Genomic DNA, 16,835 nt, shown 5'->3' on the forward strand with positions numbered 1-16,835 from the left:
ATGCGGGAGCGGCCCATAAGGCGAGAGGGGCAAAGCGGATTTTATCGCGACACGGACTGTCGGGTCGCATGCTTGCCGGAAAAGGGTTTTCCTGCGATTCTCGTTCCATCATGCGACATTCCAAGCGCGACGCCTGTCCCGATCTCTCCCTTTTCCGATGGGCCGCCGCGGGTCTGGCCTTCTGCGGCCTCGCGCTGACGGCGTGCGAACCCATCGACCAGAGGAGTTTCGACGCATCGGCCGGTCTGCCGCCGGCGCCGCCGCGCAAACCCGTTCCTTCGGCGCCGCCGCCCGCGCCGCCCTTCCTCCAGATCGTCAGCGGCACGCCGGACACGGAATGGCGTCCCGTCGTGACGAAGGCGACGCGGCTGGCGCTGGCCCGCAAGCCCAACGTGCTCTTCATCCTGACGGCCATCGTGCCGCGCACGACCTCGCCGGCCAGAGAGGCGGACGAACTGGCCGCGCTCTCGAAAGGGGAGGAACTGTCCGTCGCGCGCGCGATCGTCGCGGCGGGCGCGCCGGCCTGGCAGGTCGAGATGCAGGGACGGGCCGAAGGGCAGGCGGCCAACCCCGCGATTCGCGTGGATGTGCGCTGACCGTCCGAAGACTGTCCGGCGCCCGGATGAGGACTCAGTGCAGCGGAAGCGGCAGCGGAATGTGATTGACGGACAGCACGCCGTCCAGCAAGGCAACGTCCCAGCCTGTCCGGTCGCCGTCGCGATGGCCCATCAGCTGGGCCACGGCGAGGGCCGTCGTCACCCCGCTGGGGCTGTTGCCGTGGAGTCCGTTCAGCAGATCGTGCATTCCGGAGATTTCGAGATGCAATTGTCCTGACGAGTTTCGCCAGCTCTGCCCGGGCCGCACGAAGCCTTGGCCGTCGAGATGGCTTGAACCATATTCCACATGAAGGGAATGAATCGTCAGCGTCTCGCCGGGCGCGACAAGGGGAACGCTCTTCGCGCCCTCATCGGCCTGGGACAGGGCGCGCGCGGGGAGGTCCACGGACATCGAGACGGAGGACGGCGTCAGGCCGCCATCCGATCTGGCGATGCCGTCCGCCTCGATCGCGAGTCCGATCCGGGCGGGTGCGCCGGGGAGCGGATGAAAGCGCAGGATGACCGAGCGGATCGTCGTGCGATGTGCGCCGCGGACCAGCACGGCGCGATCCCATCTGAGCTCCGGCGCGCCGCCTGCGACAACGGCGTGCACGATGCTCCGCATGGCCGCGTGCGCGTCTGGCGTGTCGCAGCTTCGCGGCGTGCGGCCATTGTCCAGCAGCAGCGCGCCGAGAGCGCCCAACGTATTCGCGTCCCGCAGCATCGCATCGGTCAGGTGATGGGTCGGATCGGTGATCCGCGCTTCGGCGACACCGAGAGTCGCTCCCGTCTCCATCAGGCGCGCCGAAAATCCGTCCAGCAGGACTTCGCGCGCCGCGACCCGTTCATGGGCGAAATGCGTCGTCAGGCAGGCGGCGGGGATCGCCTCGGCGCGCGCGGGCGCGCCACAAAGGAGCGTGCAGAGGCCGAACAACGGCAGAAGCGGGCGCAAACGTGTCATGGGCCGCTGATGATGCCGCCGGATCGGCGCGACGGCAATCCGTCATGTGCAACTCATGCGGCCGGCCAGAAGACCTCGGCCAGCACGTTGTGGGCCGCGGCGAGTTCGCCCTGAATGCCGTCGAGGAATTCATGCAGCCCCGTGATGATGATTTCATCCGTGGTGATGCCGTTCAGCACCGCCTGAAGATTCTCGATCCGCTCCAGCACCCGTCCCGCCCCGCGCAGGCGGTAATCGCTGCGCAGCAGATGGGCGGCATGATGCGCCTGCCGCAGGGAAGTCGCGAGGGACCGGGGAAAGCCCCGGCTCTTGAGCAGGAAGCCGATGACGGCGGCGGGCGAAATGTCATTCGGCACGAGGCGGCGAAAGGCGTGATAGCCCGCGGCCGAACGCAGCACCGCCGTCCACTGGCTGAGGTCGATTTCCGTCCCGATCGCCTCGGGGTTGGGCAGCAGGGCCTGATATTTGATGTCGATGAGCCGTGTGACCTGATCGCCGCGTTCGAGATGTTTGCCGATCTGATGGAAGAGCCATGCCTGGTCGCGGTAAAGCGTGCCTTCCGTGATGCCGGCATGGGTCTGGCACGCCTCCTTGATGCGCGCGCAGAGCAGGGAAATCTGATTGGCGGAAATATCCGATGACGTCAGGCTCCGGATGAAATTCGTGAAGACGTTGAGTTGCGTCCACATTTCCATGGGAATGAGAGGGCGCAACGCGCGCGCGTTCTCCCGCGCCGCCAGGGCCATGCTGAGGATGGAGTTGGGATTGTCGCGTTCGAGAATGTAGAAGCTGGCGACTTCCGCGCCCTCGATCTCCGCATGCCGCGCAAGGTAGTTCTCGGCGTCCGTGTTGATGTCGATGATGCAGCGCCAGCCGTTGACGACCGTCCGAAGCCGCACGAAGGTTTCGTTGACGTCGATCAGCCGGGCGAGGTTCTCGATGCGCTCCATGTAGCGCGCCAGCCACACCATGTTTTCCGCATAGCGCGAGAGCAGCGGCGTGACCGCGAAACGCCCGTCGGCCGGGGTCATGACGCCATCACCCATGTATCCTTGGACCCGCCGCCCTGCGATGAGTTGACGACCAGCGACCCCGCGCGGATGGCCACGCGCGAGAGCGCGCCGGGGAGCGTCCACGAGGATTCGCCCGTCAGGGTGAAGGGGCGCAGATCGACATGACGCGGGCTGATCGTGTCGCCGCACAGGATGGGCGTGGTCGAGAGCTTCAGTACCGGCTGGCTGATATAGTTGGACGGGTCGTTCCTCAGCTTCTCGCGGAAGGCCTCGCGCTCGGCCGGCGTGGCGTGCGGGCCGATGATCATGCCGTACCCGCCGGACTCGCCCACCGGCTTGACCACGAGGTTCTCGATATTGTCGAGCGTGTAGGCCAGCGCCTCCGGCTCGGCGCAGATATGGGTCTCGATCGTGTCGAGAACGGGGTCCTCGCCGAGGTAATAGCGGATCAGCCGCGGCACATAGGCATAGACCGCCTTGTCGTCGGCCACGCCGGTTCCGACCGCGTTGGCCAGCGTCACGTTGCCCGCCCGATAGGCGCGGAACAGCCCCGGCACGCCAAGCATGCTGTCCGGCCGGAACGCTTCCGGGTCGAGGAACGCATCGTCGATGCGGCGATAGATCGTGTGCACCGGCTTCAGCCCGGCGATGGTCCGCATGAAGACGCGATCATCGGACACGACGAGATCGCGCCCCTCGACCAGCGTCGCTCCCATCTCGCGGGCCAGGAAGACATGTTCGAAATAGGCGGAATTATACGTGCCGGGAGAAAGCAGCACGATTTCGGGGTCGTTTATCCCCTCCGGCGCCACTTCGCCCAGAATCCGGCGCAGCGCCATGCCGTATTCCTCGACGGGCGCGAGGTCGAGATCGTCGATGAGATCGGGCATGACGCGCCGCATCATGCGGCGGTTCTCGATGACGTAGCTCACGCCGGACGGCGTGCGCACATTATCCTCCAGCACGAGGAAATTGCCCGTTTCGTCGCGCACCACATCCGTCCCGGCAATATGGACATAGGTGCCGCAAGGCGGATCGAAGCCGATCATTTCCTGGCGGAAATTGGGATTCCCCAGCACGAGATCGCGCGGGATCACCCCGTCCGCCAGCGCCTTCTGATCGTGATAGATATCCCACAGGAAGAGGTTCAGCGCGGCGACGCGCTGGCGGATGCCGCGCTCCAGTCGCTGCCATTCCGCATGGGCGATCACGCGGGGAATGAGATCGAACGGCAGGATGCGATCGATCGCCGTGCGTTCGGTATAGACGGTGAAGGTGATGCCGAGATTATAGAGTTCGATTTCCGCGGCATGGGCGCGCTCGCGCAGGTCGCGCGTCGTCATGCGCGACAGGCGTTGCAGCACGAGGTCGATGGCCGGGTCCGCCTGTCCGCCCCGGTTCGTCAGCTCGCAATAGAATCCTCCGGTCTGATATCCCTCGAACAATGAGGCGGGGGAGGGGGAGGAGTCTTTCGCCATTCGGTGTCCTTCTCCCGGCGGTGCGTCGCCATCGCGATGGCGCACATTGTGATAATGAAACGAATTCTGGAGCCGCCGGGGGCGGTCGTCAACCGCGTTTTCGGTCTTAACGCGGCATTAAGCTTTCCGGCGGCAGGATGAACGCAGGAGGCACAGGACATGACCACTATCGGAATGGCGGCCGTACCGCTCTACCTGTCCGTGGAGAAGGACGAGAACGCGGCCGTGGCGAGTTATGAAAAGGAAACGCCGACCGCCCAGGCCGCTGCGGCGGCGTTTACCCGATCGGCCTCGGCCATCACCTCCGCCGCCGCGCTGATGAAGAACTATCAGGCGCTGACGGTCGTGCTCGGCGCCTATGGTCTTTCATCTCTCATCGGCCAGAACGCCGTGGTGAAGGACCTGCTGACGCAGAGCGTTTCCGATCCCAAATCCCTGGCGGCCACGTCCGGCAATCCGGCCTGGCAGAAATTCGCCAAGGCGTTCGCCGACTGGTCGAAATCCCCCCTGTCCAGCAGCTCGGGCGTGGCGCAGATCGCGCAGGACTATATGACCTCGCAGTTCGAGACGAGCGAAAACGGCGCCGCGCCCGGTCTAGGCAATGCGCTGTATTTCACCCGCGCCATGACGGGGTCGATGACGGTGACGGATATCATGGGCGACGCCCGGCTGCTGAATGTGGTGGAGACCGTATCCGGCTTCGACCCCTCGCAGTTCGGCGCGCTCGATTACGACGAGCAGGTGCGGCTTCTGACGGGAAAGGTCGATCTCTCGGATTTTTCCTCGCCCGCGAAAATCCAGCGTTACGCGGAGCAGTATCTGACCCTGCTCCAGATCCATCCTCAGGCCACCACCACACCAGCGAGCATGTTGAGTCTCTACGGCGCATCGGGACAGGGCGACGGGATTCTCGGCCTGTTCGGCGACAGCGGCTCTGCGGACACCTCATTGTTCTCACGACTCTTCTGACGCAGTATTCGCGCCGTCCGTACGACAGGAGCAATGGATGGCGGGTCTCGATCCGGAGGATTTTTCGTCCCTGCGCGCGCTGGGGCATCTCATGCTCGACAATATCTTCGACCGGGCCGAACGCATGGGAGACGGGCCGGTCTGGCGTCCCATGCCGCCGGAGGAACGGGCGCGGTTCCGGGGCGCGTTGCCGACGAGCGGGACGGGCGCGGAGAAGCTCTATGATCTCTGCCGTCAGGCGATCGTCCCCTATCACAACGGCAATACCCATCCCGGTTTCATGGGGTGGGTGCAGGGAGCGGGCACGCCGGTCGGCATTCTGGCGGAACTGCTGGCCGCCAGCCTGAATGACAATTGCGGCGGCCGCGACCATGCCGCGATCGAGGTGGAGCGTCAGGTCATCCGCTGGGCGGCGGAGATCGTCGGGCTGCCGGAGACGAGTTCCGGCGTGCTGGTCACGGGGTCGTCACTCGCGAATTTCATCGCCGTCATCACGGCCAGCCGTGCGCGCGATCCCGCGTTTCGTCAAACCGGCGTCGGGGGCGCCGGGCTGGTGGGATATGCGGCGTCGACCGCGCATGGCTGCATCCCGCGCGCCTTCGATCTCGCCGGGCTCGGTACGGGCGCGCTGCGCAGCGTTCCGGTCGATGGCGCCTATCGTCTCCGCCTCGACGTTCTGGCGGACCAGATCGCCGCGGACCGCGCCTCTGGCTTCACGCCGTTCATGGTGATCGGCACGGCCGGAAGCGTGGATTGCGGCGCGGTGGACGATCTCGCGGCGATCGCCGATCTTTGTGCGCGCGAAAATCTCTGGCTGCATGTGGACGGCGCGTTCGGTGCGTTCGGACGGCTCAGCCCGACCCATTCCGCGCTCTTCGCCGGCATGGAGCGGGCGGACAGCGTCGCGCTGGATTTCCATAAATGGGGGCAGGTCCCTTACGACGCGGGCTGCATCGTCGTGCGGGACGCGGCCTTGCACGCGCGGGCCTTCGCGCAGAGCCTCGACTATCTGCAACGGGAGGATCGCGGCCTGGCGGGAAACGCGCCATGGTTCTGCGATTTTGGCCCCGATCTTTCTCGCGGCTTCCGGGCACTGAAAGTCTGGATGACCCTGTCCCATTACGGATCGGCGCGCATGGGGGCCATGGTCGAGGAATGCTGCGCGGTGGCGGGCTATCTGGCGGAGCGTGTCAGGGCCGATTCCCGTTTCGAACTCCTCGCGCCCGTCGCGCTCAATATCGTCTGCTTCGCCTTGCGGGGCATAAGTGACGCTCTGACCGCCGAACTCGTGAAGGACGTGCAGGAAAGCGGCGTGGCGGCGCCGTCCACCACCCGCATCGGCGGCAGGCTGGCGATCCGCGCCGCCATCGTCAATCACCGCACCACCCGCGCGACCATCGACGCCCTGCTGGCCGCGCTCATCGAGATCGCCGCGCGAAGAGGCGGCGGGACGGATGAGGCCGTCTCTTAGCCGAACGCGCCTGACCTGTGCATGATGGCGACGCCGACCTCGCGCAACAGGGCGAAAAGCCGCAGCATCGGCTGGATGATGTCCTCATGCTCCCGTCGGAAGGTCGAACTCTCGCGCGGCGCGGCGGGCTCGTGGAAATCGATCCCGTCGATGTCGTCGCCGCCGAGCGGAAAGATCTGCGCCACGCGCTGTACGGCGGTCTCGATGTCCAGCCGGACGATCATCGCCGTGATCGCCTCGCGCGAGATATTGTTGCGCGGGCTGAAATAGGGGATGCGTGTGGAAATCATCCAGATCGTCTGGATGATGGCCGTGCGGATGGCGTGCAGCAATTTCTCGTCGCTCTCCATGCGCGGCGCGTCCCGCCAGACCATGCGCAGCTTGAGATGATCGGCCTGGAGACGGCGGAACATGGCGGGCAGGCGGCGCCAGAACTCCTGATCTTCGAGACCCTTCGAGAGATCCATGAACCGGCGCATCGTCTCGTCGTCGCGGGCCTGGGCCGCGCGGTCGAGCCATGTGCCGGGATCGAACAGACGCAGCGTGGCGCGCAGGACGCCGAGGTCGGAATGGGCGAGTGCCTGACGGGCGAAATCCAGCGCCACGCTGAACCGCGCGCTGTTCTGGCTGTAGATCTCGAATTCCTCGTTATGGCGCGAGATCGCCTCGCCCAGGCCTTGCAGCGTGTTGGCGTACCAGCCGAGTTGCTGGAGAATCGCATTGTTCGGGATGGCGCGAAGCTGGCTGGGATGGGTGATGCGGGCGACGGTCACGCCGTCTCCCTGCCGGGCTGAAGGGCGCGATCCCGTCTTGTCGATCAGCGCCGGGCCGAACGCGCCGAGCAGGGCGGAATAGCCCGGATCGGCCACCAGCCCCGTCATGGACAGGGCGATGGTGGAAAAGAAATCGGACGAGAAATCCGGCTCGTCATAGATCGGATCGGGCGGCACATGGTGCAGGTCGCGCAGGCTGTGCTCGGCGATGGCGGCGATGGTCGCTTCGGCGATATGGTTGGTGCCGAAGAGCATGTAGCCGTCTCCGCCCTGGAACGCACATTCCTCCCGCACGCGAATCTGGGCCTGTTCGAACAGCGTGGCGGTGTGCGGCGGAGAGAAATAGGCCAGGCGATCGGCGAAGCTGAACGGATGCGCGCCGCGGCCGATGCTCTCCCCATGCGTGTCGAACAGCACGAGTTCGAGATCGTCGAGCCCGTGCTTCTTCATCAGGGCCAGAGTCCGCAGCCGCATGCGCTCCACGAGATTGGTGGCGGCGATCTGACCGACGTAACGCCCCGAATCCGAATAGCCGAATTGCAGGCAGATGCGGCCATTGGCGCGGAGATAGCTATGCCAATGCGGCGAGCGGAAGGCCTCCTCCAGCAGGACCTCGCCATGTTCGAGCGCGTCCTGCGTTTCGAAGAGCGGTGAAATCTCGATCTGCCGGTCCTGGATGCCGAACAGGCGGGCCAGCCAGAGCGTGGCCAGAAGCGTGAAGCCGCTTTCCGTCTCGGCGACGAGAAAACGGATCGGCGTTTCCGAATCGATATGCTTCAGCGTCTGCGCCATCGTCATCATCAACTGGGCCGCCGAGGACTGCTCGGTCATCAGCGCGCCAAAATCGACGGGCAGCGGCGTCAGGGTATCGAGCGCCTCGTTGATCTGCGTCAGCACCACGCGGCGGCGCGACGGAATCGCGGGATCGTCCTCGATGCCGAGCCGCGTGCGTGCGGCGTTATAGATCTGCGTCGCGTTCAGGCGCGTATGGATATGGGCCAGGCTGAGGCCGTGGGCGAGGAATCCGGCGCGGGCGACGAGCAGGTCATGGCGCGCGGGCGCGTCCAGCTTGGCCAGAGCGTCCTCGAAGAGCGGCAGCGTTTCGGCGGCGGATGTCAGAGCATCGCCGTGATGCGAGACGAGCGCCTTGGCGAAGGTCGCGATATCCTGCGGGTCGTGACGATGGGCATGCGGACAGGCGGCCTCCTGCATCCGCACGATCTCGATGGCGCGCTCGATCTTCCGCGCCAGCGGCGTGTTCTTGGGAAGCAGGGGGCGGATCTGCGCGGAAAGACGCTCGAATTGCCGCCGCTTGAGCGCGAGGCGGATGCGGAGCGTGTCCCACCATTTGATGTCGCTGCGCCCGTCCGTGTCGAAGCCGACCCAGCTGGACAGGATGATCGGCGCAGGGGCGAGCAGGGCGTCCGGCCATCGCTTCGCCGCCTCGCGCAGGATCGCGCCGGCGTAGAAATCGAGAGCGTTCCGCCCCCGCAGGATCGCTGCTGTGGCGGCCGAAAGCTCGTCGGCGAGGGTCGGCGGTCCGGAGCGGCGATGCGTTTTCAGCGTCGGAAGCGTGCCGTCCGGCGTGTCGGCCAGCCCTTCCAGCGCCTCATAGACGTGCGACGCGAGGGCGAAGGTCGGATGGGCGGTGAACACCGCCGCGAAGGCGGGGCGCGAGACCGCCGCCGCCAGGGCGAGGGGATCGGAATGGGCCGCGACGAGGCGCGCCGCGGCGTTCCTCAGCCGTTCCTCGGGGGAGAGGCCGGAATTGAGCGCGAGATAGGCCCGCAAGCGCGCCGCCCGCTTCCGCGCGGCGTCGTCGCGCAAGGTGCGGACGACGTCTTCGAGCGCATCGACGGATAACGAGCCGTCGGCAAGCGAATCGGCGATCTCGGCATACATCGCCTGGACGGAATCCGCCGCGCCGCGTCCCTCGGCCGCGAGGCGGTCCAGTTCCCGCATCCGCTCCTGCAGGGCGATCGTGCAGGAGGCGGATGAAGTCGAAAGGGGGGTGGCGCTGGTCACTTGAGCGTCGTCCTGTCACATGAGCGTTTTGCGAGTGAAAGAAACATACCCTCGCGCGAAGCGTCGCGCCCAGCCCCTTATCCATATAATCACGCAGGGATGAGGCGTTGTCCCGGACGCGACAGGCAGGACGCGGGATGCTATCGCTTCTCCTCATGAACGCCGCACGCATGACGCCGCACGCCGCGTCTTCCGCCGACGCCTCGCTCGCCTTTCGTTCCGCCCGTCGCCTGGCAGGCGGCCTTCTGCTGGGCATGACGGGCGGACTCGTCCTCGTCACGGCGCTTCCGGCCTGTCATGTGGTGCGGGAGTCCGGCCTGCTGCGCCTCCTGCGCGCCGGGTTCCAGGCGGGAGTGGTGGGCGGCATCGCGGACTGGTTCGCCGTCACGGCGCTGTTCCGCCATCCGCTGGGTCTGCCCATTCCGCATACGGCCATCCTCCCGCGTCAGAAGGCGCGGCTGGGGCAGGGGCTCGGCCGCTTCGTCGCCGGGCAGTTCTTCACCGAGGACGACGTCACGCGGGCCATCGCGCGGGTCGGCGTGCCGGACATGCTGGCGGAGGCGTTGCGCAATCCGGAAAACCGCGCCGCCCTGATCGCGACGGTTCAGCGCGCCCTGCCGCCCATCGTGGTGCTGATGGAGAGCGGCCGCGCCACCTGCGCCATCCGGAGAGCGTTGCCCGTTCTGCTTCAGGGAGAGGATGCGGCCCGGCTCGTCGCCCGCTCCCTGCGCGCGCTCGTCGATAGTGAACTGCACCAGGAGGTGCTGACCTTCCTGCTCGCCCGGATCAAGCACGGCATTCATGCGCGGGAACCGCTGTTGCGCCAGTTCATCGAGGATCGCGTGCGGGAGCAGGGCGGCCGCGTGCTCGGCTGGGCGATCGGCGCGGGCGTGGCCAGCCGGGTCCTGACGGCGCTGAACATGGAGCTCGAACGGATCGATCCGAGCGATTCCTCCCTGCGCGAAGGTTTCACCAACTGGGCGCGGCAGGAAATCGACCGGATCGAAGACCAGCCCTCCTACCGCAGCCGTCTCGTCGAGGCGGTCTCGGGCGTTTTCACCCATGCCAGTCTTCAGGCCTGGCTCGGCGAACTCTGGCTCCGCGTGCGCGATCTGCTGATCGCCGATCTCGGGGAGCCGCAGGGATGGAGCGCCGCGGTGATCGACGCCGCCATCGAGGGACTGGCCGAGGAATTCGCCACAGACGAGACCATGCGGCGGCGTATCGAGCAGGGCACGCAAATCGCGGCGCTGCGCCTTCTGCCCACCGTCCGCGAGATGCTCTCCCATTATATCGCCGCCGTCGTCGACCGATGGGACGAGGTGGAACTGGCGGATCGCCTTGAGCAGCGTGTGGGCCGCGACCTGCAATATATCCGCGTGAACGGCACGCTGGTCGGATTCCTGATCGGCACGGCGCTGGACGGCGCGGCGCGATTGTTTTTTGGAAGTTTGCCTTGACGGAGAAGAGCCAAGGGCGCATTTCAGGGCAAAGAGGACTGCTTGGGTCTTGTATGCCCGTCGCCTGGTGACTGAAGGGTGAGGCGATGTCGTCGGGAGAGAGCGATGCTCAGATTATCGAGGTTGGCGGATTATGCGACGGTGCTGCTCGTGCAACTCGGGCGGCATGAGGGCCTCGCCACGGCGACGACACTCTCGGCGGAGACCGGCGTGCCCGAGCCGACCGTCGCCAAGCTCCTGAAAGGGCTGGCGGCCGACGGGTTGGTGATGTCCCATCGCGGGGCGCGGGGCGGCTACCGGCTGGGGCGTCCCCTGACGGAAATTTCGGTGGCCGCCGTGATCGAATCCGTGGACGGTCCCATCGCCATCACGACCTGCGTCGAAGGCAAGTCCTGCGACGCGAGTTCGCTCTGTGTGTTGTCCGGTCAATGGGACGCCGTGAACGAGGCGATCTTCGAGACGCTGAACGGAATCTCGCTGGCTCGCATGGGGCAGGGGCGGGGCATGATCTCCGCCAGGGCCCACGCGCCCGCCATCGCAGAAGGAAATTTGTAATGCCCGCAGTGACTGAAACCAGGGAAACGGTCGAAAGTCTCGGCAGCACGTCCTACAAATGGGGTTTCGAGACCGAGATCGAGATGGAAATCGCGCCCAAGGGGTTGAGCGAGGACACGATCCGCCTCATCTCCGAGCGCAAGGACGAGCCGGGCTGGATGCTGGACTGGCGGCTGAAGGCCTTCCGCGCCTGGCAGCAGATGGAGGAGCCGGACTGGCAGAAGCCGAAATTCCCCAGGATCGACTATCAGGACGCGCATTACTTCGCGCAGCCGAAGAAGAAGCCGGGTCCGAAAAGCCTTGATGAGGTCGATCCCGAACTGCTGCGGACCTACGAGAAGCTGGGCATCCCGCTGCATGAGCAGGCGCTGCTGGCCGGGGTCGAGTCGCCGGAAGGGGAGGAAGCCCGCATGCCGGTGGCCGTGGACGCGGTTTTCGACAGCGTCTCGGTGGTGACGACCTTCCGCAAGACGCTGGCCGAATCCGGCGTCATCTTCTGCCCGATCTCGGACGCCATCCGCGAGCACCCGGAACTGGTGCAGCGTTATCTGGGCAGTGTGGTGCCGGCCGGGGACAATTTCTTCGCCGCGCTGAACTCGGCGGTCTTCACCGACGGCTCCTTCGTCTTCGTGCCCAAGGGGGTGCGCTGCCCGATGGAGCTTTCCACCTATTTCCGCATCAATGCGCGCAATACCGGCCAGTTCGAGCGCACGCTCATCATCTGCGAGGACGGAGCCTCGGTATCCTATCTCGAGGGATGCACCGCCCCGATGCGCGACGAAAACCAGTTGCATGCGGCGGTGGTCGAGCTGGTCGCCATGGAGGAGGCCAGCATCAAATACTCCACGGTGCAGAACTGGTATCCGGGCGACGAGAACGGACGCGGCGGCATCTATAATTTCGTCACCAAGCGCGGTGCGTGCCGGGGACGCAATTCCAAGATTTCATGGACCCAGGTCGAGACCGGTTCGGCGATCACCTGGAAATATCCGTCCTGCATCCTCGCGGGGGAAGGCTCGGTCGGCGAGTTCTACTCCGTCGCGGTGACGAATAACCGCCAGCAGGCCGATACCGGCACGAAGATGATCCATCTCGCGCCGAACACCCGCTCGACCATCATCGCCAAGACGATTTCGGCCGGGCAATCCGACAGCACCTATCGCGGCCTCGTGCGGATGATGCCGCGCGCCCGTGACGCGCGGAATTTCACCCAGTGCGACAGCCTGTTGATCGGCAACCATTGCGGCGCGCACACGGTGCCCTATATCGAAAGCCGCAACATGACGGCCCGCGTGGAGCATGAGGCGACCACGTCGAAGATTTCCGAGGATCAACTCTTCTATTGCCGTTCGCGCGGCCTGTCGGAAGAGGACGCAGTCGGCTTGATTGTCAACGGGTTCTGCAAGGATGTTCTCAAGGAACTTCCGATGGAATTCGCGGTGGAGGCGCAAAAACTCCTCCAGATCAGTCTTGAAGGCAGCGTTGGTTAAGAAGATTCTGATAATGAACGATTTTCTGAAAATTTCCGGCCTCAGCGCCCGTATCGACGACAACGGCACGCCGAAGGAGATCCTCCGTGGGCTCGATCTCGTCCTCCCCAAAGGCGAGGTGCATGCCATCATGGGGCCGAACGGCTCCGGCAAGTCCACCCTGTCCTATGTCCTCGCGGGACGTGAGGATTACGAGGTCACGGTCGGCGAGGTGACGCTGGACGGCGCCGACCTCCTCGCCATGGAGCCGGACGAGCGCGCCGCCGCCGGAGTGTTCCTCGCATTCCAGACGCCGGTCGAATTGCCGGGGGTGAACAACGCCACGTTCCTGCGCACCGCCGTCAACGCCGTGCGCCGCGCGCGGGGCGAGGAGGAGCTCGACGCCGTCGCTTTCCTCAAGGCCGTCCGCGCGGAGACGAAGCGGCTGCATATGTCCGACGAGATGCTCAAGCGCAACGTGAATGTCGGGTTCTCCGGCGGCGAGAAGAAGCGCAACGAGGTGTTGCAGATGCGCATGCTTCAGCCCCGCCTGGCCATCCTCGACGAAACCGACAGCGGGCTGGACATCGACGCGCTGCGTGTCGTGGCGGACGGGGTCAACAGCCTGCGCGGTCCGGATTTCTCCGCGCTCATCATCACCCATCATCAGAGGCTGCTCGATTATATCAGCCCCGATCGTGTGCATGTCATGGCGAAGGGCCGGATCATCCATAGCGGCGGCCCCGAGGTGGCGCGGCAGCTCGAGGCGCAGGGATACGCGAAATATCTCACGGCCGAGGCGGCGGCATGAACGCGCTCACCTCCTTTCTCACCCGCGCCTCCGATACGGGCAGCGCCGCCATTCTGCGCAGCGAGGGGCTGCCGCACCGGCGGATGGAGGCATGGCGCTACACTTCCCTGCGCGCGCTGGACGAGATTGCGTTCGGCGATGCGCCGGCGCTGGACGAGACCGCAGCGCGGGCGCTGTTCGACGAGCTTGCCGCCTGCGACGGGCCGCGCATCGTTTTCGTCAACGGCGTGTATAGCGCCGCCTTGTCGGAACTGCCCGTGACAGACAACGGGACGAGCGACCCCGGGACGAGCATCGTCACCATCGGCCGCGCGCCGTCGGGGGACAGCCTCGCCCATCCGCTCACCGTGCTCAACGCCGCCCTGCGGCGCGAGGGGGTGACGATCCATGTGCCGGACGGGGTGGATGCGGGGGTGATTTCCCTCATCAATCTCGGCGCGGAAACCGAGACGGGCGCGTTCTCCACCCATCTGCATCATGAGATCGTGCTGGGCGAACAGTCCCGCCTCGTGCTGCGCGAGATTTCAGCCGGGCGCGGCGTCTATCTTTCCAATCCCTGGATGTCGGTTTCCGTCGCCTCCGGCGGCGCGCTGACCCATGTGAAGCTCCAGGAGGAAGATGACACCGCCTTTCACCTCGCGCTGGTCACCGCGCAGGTCGCGGCGGGCGGCGCGTATGATGGATTCACGCTGACTCTGGGCGCGCGGCTGGCGCGTCACGAAGTCTGCGCGTCCCTCGACGGCGAACACGCGGCTGTCCATGTCAATGCGGCCCAGCTTCTCGGCGGCACGCGTCATGCCGATCTGACCTCGCTCATCACCCATGCCGCCCCGCATTGCGACTCTCGTCAGACGGTGAAGAATGTCGTCACCGATGCGGCCCATGCGGTGTTTCAGGGGAAGATCTGCGTCGATCGTGTGGCGCAGAAGACCGACGGCTATCAGATGAATCAGGCGCTGCTGCTCTCCGAGCGGGCGCAGATCGACAGCAAGCCGGAGTTGGAGATCTATGCCGACGACGTGAAATGCAGCCATGGCGCGACGGTCGGCGCGCTGGACGAGGATCAGCTTTTCTATCTTCGCTCCCGCGGCATTCCGGTGGATCAGGCCAGGGCGATTCTGGTGCGCGCCTTTCTGCAGGACGCGATCGAACTGGTGACGGATGACGCCCTTCGCGACTGGCTCGACAGCCGCGTCGCGCGGTGGTGGGCGAGGCGGGACGCATGATGGACATGGTGACGCCCCTGCTGGATGTGGCTTCCGTCCGCGCGCGCTTTCCCATTCTGGCCGAGCGCGTGCATGGCCGTCCGCTCGTGTTTCTCGACAGCGCCGCCTCGGCCCAGAAGCCGGAGCAGGTGATCGAGGCCATGAGCGACGCGATGCGGCATTGCTACGCCAACATCCATCGCGGGCTCTACTGGATGAGCGAGCGCACGACGGAAGCGTATGAGACGGTGCGGAGTCAGGCCGCGCGGTTTCTCGGCGCCGCGGACCGGCGGGAGATCGTCTTCACCCGCAACAGCACCGAGGCGATCAATCTCGTCGCCTATAGTTTCGGCGCATTGTTGAAGCCGGGGCAGGCGGTGCTGATCTCCGAGCTGGAGCATCACGCCAATATTGTGCCGTGGCAGATGTTGCGCGACCGCGCCGGGATCGAGCTGCGCGTCGCGCCGATCACGGATGCGGGGGATATCGACCTCGAGCGCTATGAGGCGCTGCTCGCCGACGGCAAGGTCGCGCTCGTCGCGGTGACGCACATGTCCAACGTGCTGGGCACGGTGACGCCGGCGCGCGATCTCGCGGCCATCGCGCATCGCCATGGTGCGCGCATCCTGATCGACGGTTCGCAATCGGCCGTTCACAGCCGCATCGACGTTCAGGCCCTGGACTGCGATTTCTTCGTCTGCACGGGGCACAAGCTGTACGGGCCGACCGGAATCGGTCTGCTCTGGGCGCGGTACGATCTGCTGAACGCCATGCCGCCTTTTCAGGGCGGTGGCGAGATGATCGGCACGGTCAGCTTCGAGCGGAGCACCTGGGCCGACGTGCCGCATAAATTCGAGGCGGGCACTCCGGCCATCATCGAGGTGCTGGGTCTCGGCGCGGCGCTGTCCTTTATCGAGGAACTCGGCTTCGAGGCGATCGCGGCGCATGAGGCGGCGCTGACGCGCCATGCCCTGACGGCGCTCGGCGATCTCGACTTCCTGCGGATCGTCGGGGCTCCGCTTCATCGCGGCGGGGTGATTTCCTTCCTTTGTGACGGCGCGCATCCGCATGATCTGGCCACCTTGCTCGATCAGCAGGGCATCGCCGTGCGCGCGGGGCAGCATTGCGCCGAACCCCTCCTGCGCCGTCTCGGCCTGACCGCCACCACCCGCGCGAGCTTCGGCGTCTATACGACGACGGAGGAGATCGACGCGCTGGTGCGCGGGCTGAAGCGCGCGCGCGAGATGCTGGTGTGAGCATGAAAATGGGAGCGGATGTTTTGGCGGATGATGCCACGAAATCTGAATCGCCGCTGGGCTCACTCGTCGGAAGCGCCCAGCCGGCCGGCGTGCCGGATCAGGACGCGGTGATCGCCGCGATCGCGACCGTCTATGATCCCGAAATTCCGGTGAATATCTACGAACTCGGGCTGATCTACGCCATCGACCTGCATGAGGACGGGCGAGTCAGCATCGAGATGACGCTGACCGCTCCGAACTGCCCGAGCGCACAGGAACTGCCGGAACAGGTGCGGGAAGCCGTGGCCAGGGTCGACGGCGTGACGGACGCGACGGTCGAGGTCGTCTGGGACCCGCCCTGGGATATGAGCCGGATGAGCGATGAGGCGCGTCTGGCCCTGAATATGTTCTGAAGGAACGATCCATGTCGGAAACTATCGAAAAACCAGCCCCGGCGCGGAACCTGCCGCCGCTGATGACGCTGACGGACCGCGCGGCCGAACGGCTCAAGCGGCTTTACGACGGCGCGAACAAGGGTCAGTTGCTGCGTATCGCGCTGTCCTCCCGTGGATGCTCGGGCATGTCCTACGACATGAGCTTCGTGGACGACGCGGTGGCCACGGATGAGCGCGTCGAGGATCACGGGCTGACCCTGCTCGTGGACCGCAAGGCGACGCTGTTCCTGATCGGCACCGTGATGGATTACGAGGTGAAGGAACTCGAATCGGGCTTCACCTTCAGCAACCCGAACGAAAAAGGCCGCTGCGGCTGCGGCGAGAGTTTTCACGTCTGATCATCGCCAAGTCGAAAA

Annotated in this window: 15 protein-coding genes; 11 read left to right on the plus strand and 4 right to left on the minus strand. The window is 65.7% G+C overall.

Annotation, left to right across the window (positions count from 1 at the left end):
* Positions 1 to 110: 110 nt before the first annotated feature.
* Positions 111 to 596: a hypothetical protein gene (locus EDC31_RS00100; protein ID WP_052511948.1), complete on the plus strand. Its 486-nt coding sequence runs from the start codon at positions 111 to 113 to the stop codon at positions 594 to 596.
* A 34-nt stretch (positions 597 to 630) separates the two neighbouring features.
* Here the strand turns inward: EDC31_RS00100 and EDC31_RS00105 are convergent, their stop codons facing one another.
* The 3 genes from EDC31_RS00105 to EDC31_RS00115 are packed head-to-tail and all read right to left on the minus strand — an operon-like array spanning position 631 to position 4,048.
* A complete protein-coding gene (locus EDC31_RS00105; protein ID WP_132126863.1) occupies positions 631 to 1,557 on the minus strand; it encodes a hypothetical protein in 927 nt (308 codons plus the stop codon).
* A 53-nt stretch (positions 1,558 to 1,610) separates the two neighbouring features.
* On the minus strand, positions 1,611 to 2,603 hold the full coding sequence (locus EDC31_RS00110) for an alpha-E domain-containing protein (protein WP_042059267.1): 993 nt from the start codon (positions 2,601 to 2,603) through the stop codon (positions 1,611 to 1,613).
* Positions 2,585 to 4,048 carry a circularly permuted type 2 ATP-grasp protein gene (locus EDC31_RS00115; RefSeq protein ID WP_042059264.1) on the minus strand — a complete coding sequence of 488 codons (1,464 nt, stop codon included), beginning with the start codon at positions 4,046 to 4,048 and terminating at the stop codon, positions 2,585 to 2,587. Before EDC31_RS00115 ends, EDC31_RS00110 begins: the two co-directional genes overlap by 19 nt.
* Before the next feature lie 159 nt (positions 4,049 to 4,207).
* Between EDC31_RS00115 and EDC31_RS00120 the strand changes: the two genes are divergently transcribed.
* A complete protein-coding gene (locus EDC31_RS00120) occupies positions 4,208 to 5,017 on the plus strand; it encodes a DUF1217 domain-containing protein (RefSeq protein WP_042059262.1) in 810 nt (269 codons plus the stop codon).
* Positions 5,018 to 5,054: 37 nt separating this feature from the next.
* Positions 5,055 to 6,488 carry a pyridoxal phosphate-dependent decarboxylase family protein gene (locus tag EDC31_RS00125; protein WP_042059260.1) on the plus strand — a complete coding sequence of 478 codons (1,434 nt, stop codon included), beginning with the start codon at positions 5,055 to 5,057 and terminating at the stop codon, positions 6,486 to 6,488.
* Here EDC31_RS00125 and EDC31_RS00130 read toward each other — a convergent pair.
* Positions 6,485 to 9,223, minus strand: a complete 2,739-nt coding sequence (locus tag EDC31_RS00130; RefSeq protein WP_042059308.1) for a phosphoenolpyruvate carboxylase — start codon at positions 9,221 to 9,223, stop codon at positions 6,485 to 6,487. The two genes, EDC31_RS00125 and EDC31_RS00130, sit on opposite strands and share 4 nt — an antisense overlap.
* Positions 9,224 to 9,423: 200 nt before the next feature.
* Here EDC31_RS00130 and EDC31_RS00135 point away from each other — a divergent pair, with 200 nt between their 5' ends.
* From EDC31_RS00135 to EDC31_RS00170, 8 genes are all read left to right on the plus strand, one after another.
* Positions 9,424 to 10,746: a DUF445 domain-containing protein gene (locus EDC31_RS00135; protein WP_239641676.1), complete on the plus strand. Its 1,323-nt coding sequence runs from the start codon at positions 9,424 to 9,426 to the stop codon at positions 10,744 to 10,746.
* Positions 10,747 to 10,851: 105 nt separating this feature from the next.
* Positions 10,852 to 11,301, plus strand: a complete 450-nt coding sequence (locus EDC31_RS00140; protein WP_042059258.1) for an SUF system Fe-S cluster assembly regulator — start codon at positions 10,852 to 10,854, stop codon at positions 11,299 to 11,301.
* Positions 11,301 to 12,791, plus strand: coding sequence for a Fe-S cluster assembly protein SufB (sufB, locus tag EDC31_RS00145; RefSeq protein WP_042059257.1), 1,491 nt, complete (start codon positions 11,301 to 11,303; stop codon positions 12,789 to 12,791). Before EDC31_RS00140 ends, sufB begins: the two co-directional genes overlap by 1 nt.
* A gap of 13 nt (positions 12,792 to 12,804) precedes the next feature.
* Positions 12,805 to 13,581, plus strand: a complete 777-nt coding sequence (gene sufC, locus EDC31_RS00150; RefSeq protein WP_042059255.1) for a Fe-S cluster assembly ATPase SufC — start codon at positions 12,805 to 12,807, stop codon at positions 13,579 to 13,581.
* Positions 13,578 to 14,807 carry a Fe-S cluster assembly protein SufD gene (gene sufD / locus EDC31_RS00155; RefSeq protein ID WP_042059253.1) on the plus strand — a complete coding sequence of 410 codons (1,230 nt, stop codon included), beginning with the start codon at positions 13,578 to 13,580 and terminating at the stop codon, positions 14,805 to 14,807. Before sufC ends, sufD begins: the two co-directional genes overlap by 4 nt.
* Positions 14,804 to 16,042, plus strand: a complete 1,239-nt coding sequence (locus EDC31_RS00160) for an aminotransferase class V-fold PLP-dependent enzyme (RefSeq protein WP_042059304.1) — start codon at positions 14,804 to 14,806, stop codon at positions 16,040 to 16,042. The genes sufD and EDC31_RS00160 overlap by 4 nt, the downstream gene beginning before the upstream one ends.
* A 2-nt stretch (positions 16,043 to 16,044) precedes the next feature.
* Positions 16,045 to 16,437: an SUF system Fe-S cluster assembly protein gene (locus EDC31_RS00165; RefSeq protein ID WP_081797619.1), complete on the plus strand. Its 393-nt coding sequence runs from the start codon at positions 16,045 to 16,047 to the stop codon at positions 16,435 to 16,437.
* A gap of 11 nt (positions 16,438 to 16,448) precedes the next feature.
* On the plus strand, positions 16,449 to 16,817 hold the full coding sequence (locus EDC31_RS00170) for a HesB/IscA family protein (RefSeq protein WP_042059251.1): 369 nt from the start codon (positions 16,449 to 16,451) through the stop codon (positions 16,815 to 16,817).
* Positions 16,818 to 16,835 lie beyond the last annotated feature (18 nt).

This window comes from Acidomonas methanolica (genome assembly GCF_004346035.1).
Lineage (GTDB): Bacteria > Pseudomonadota > Alphaproteobacteria > Acetobacterales > Acetobacteraceae > Acidomonas > Acidomonas methanolica.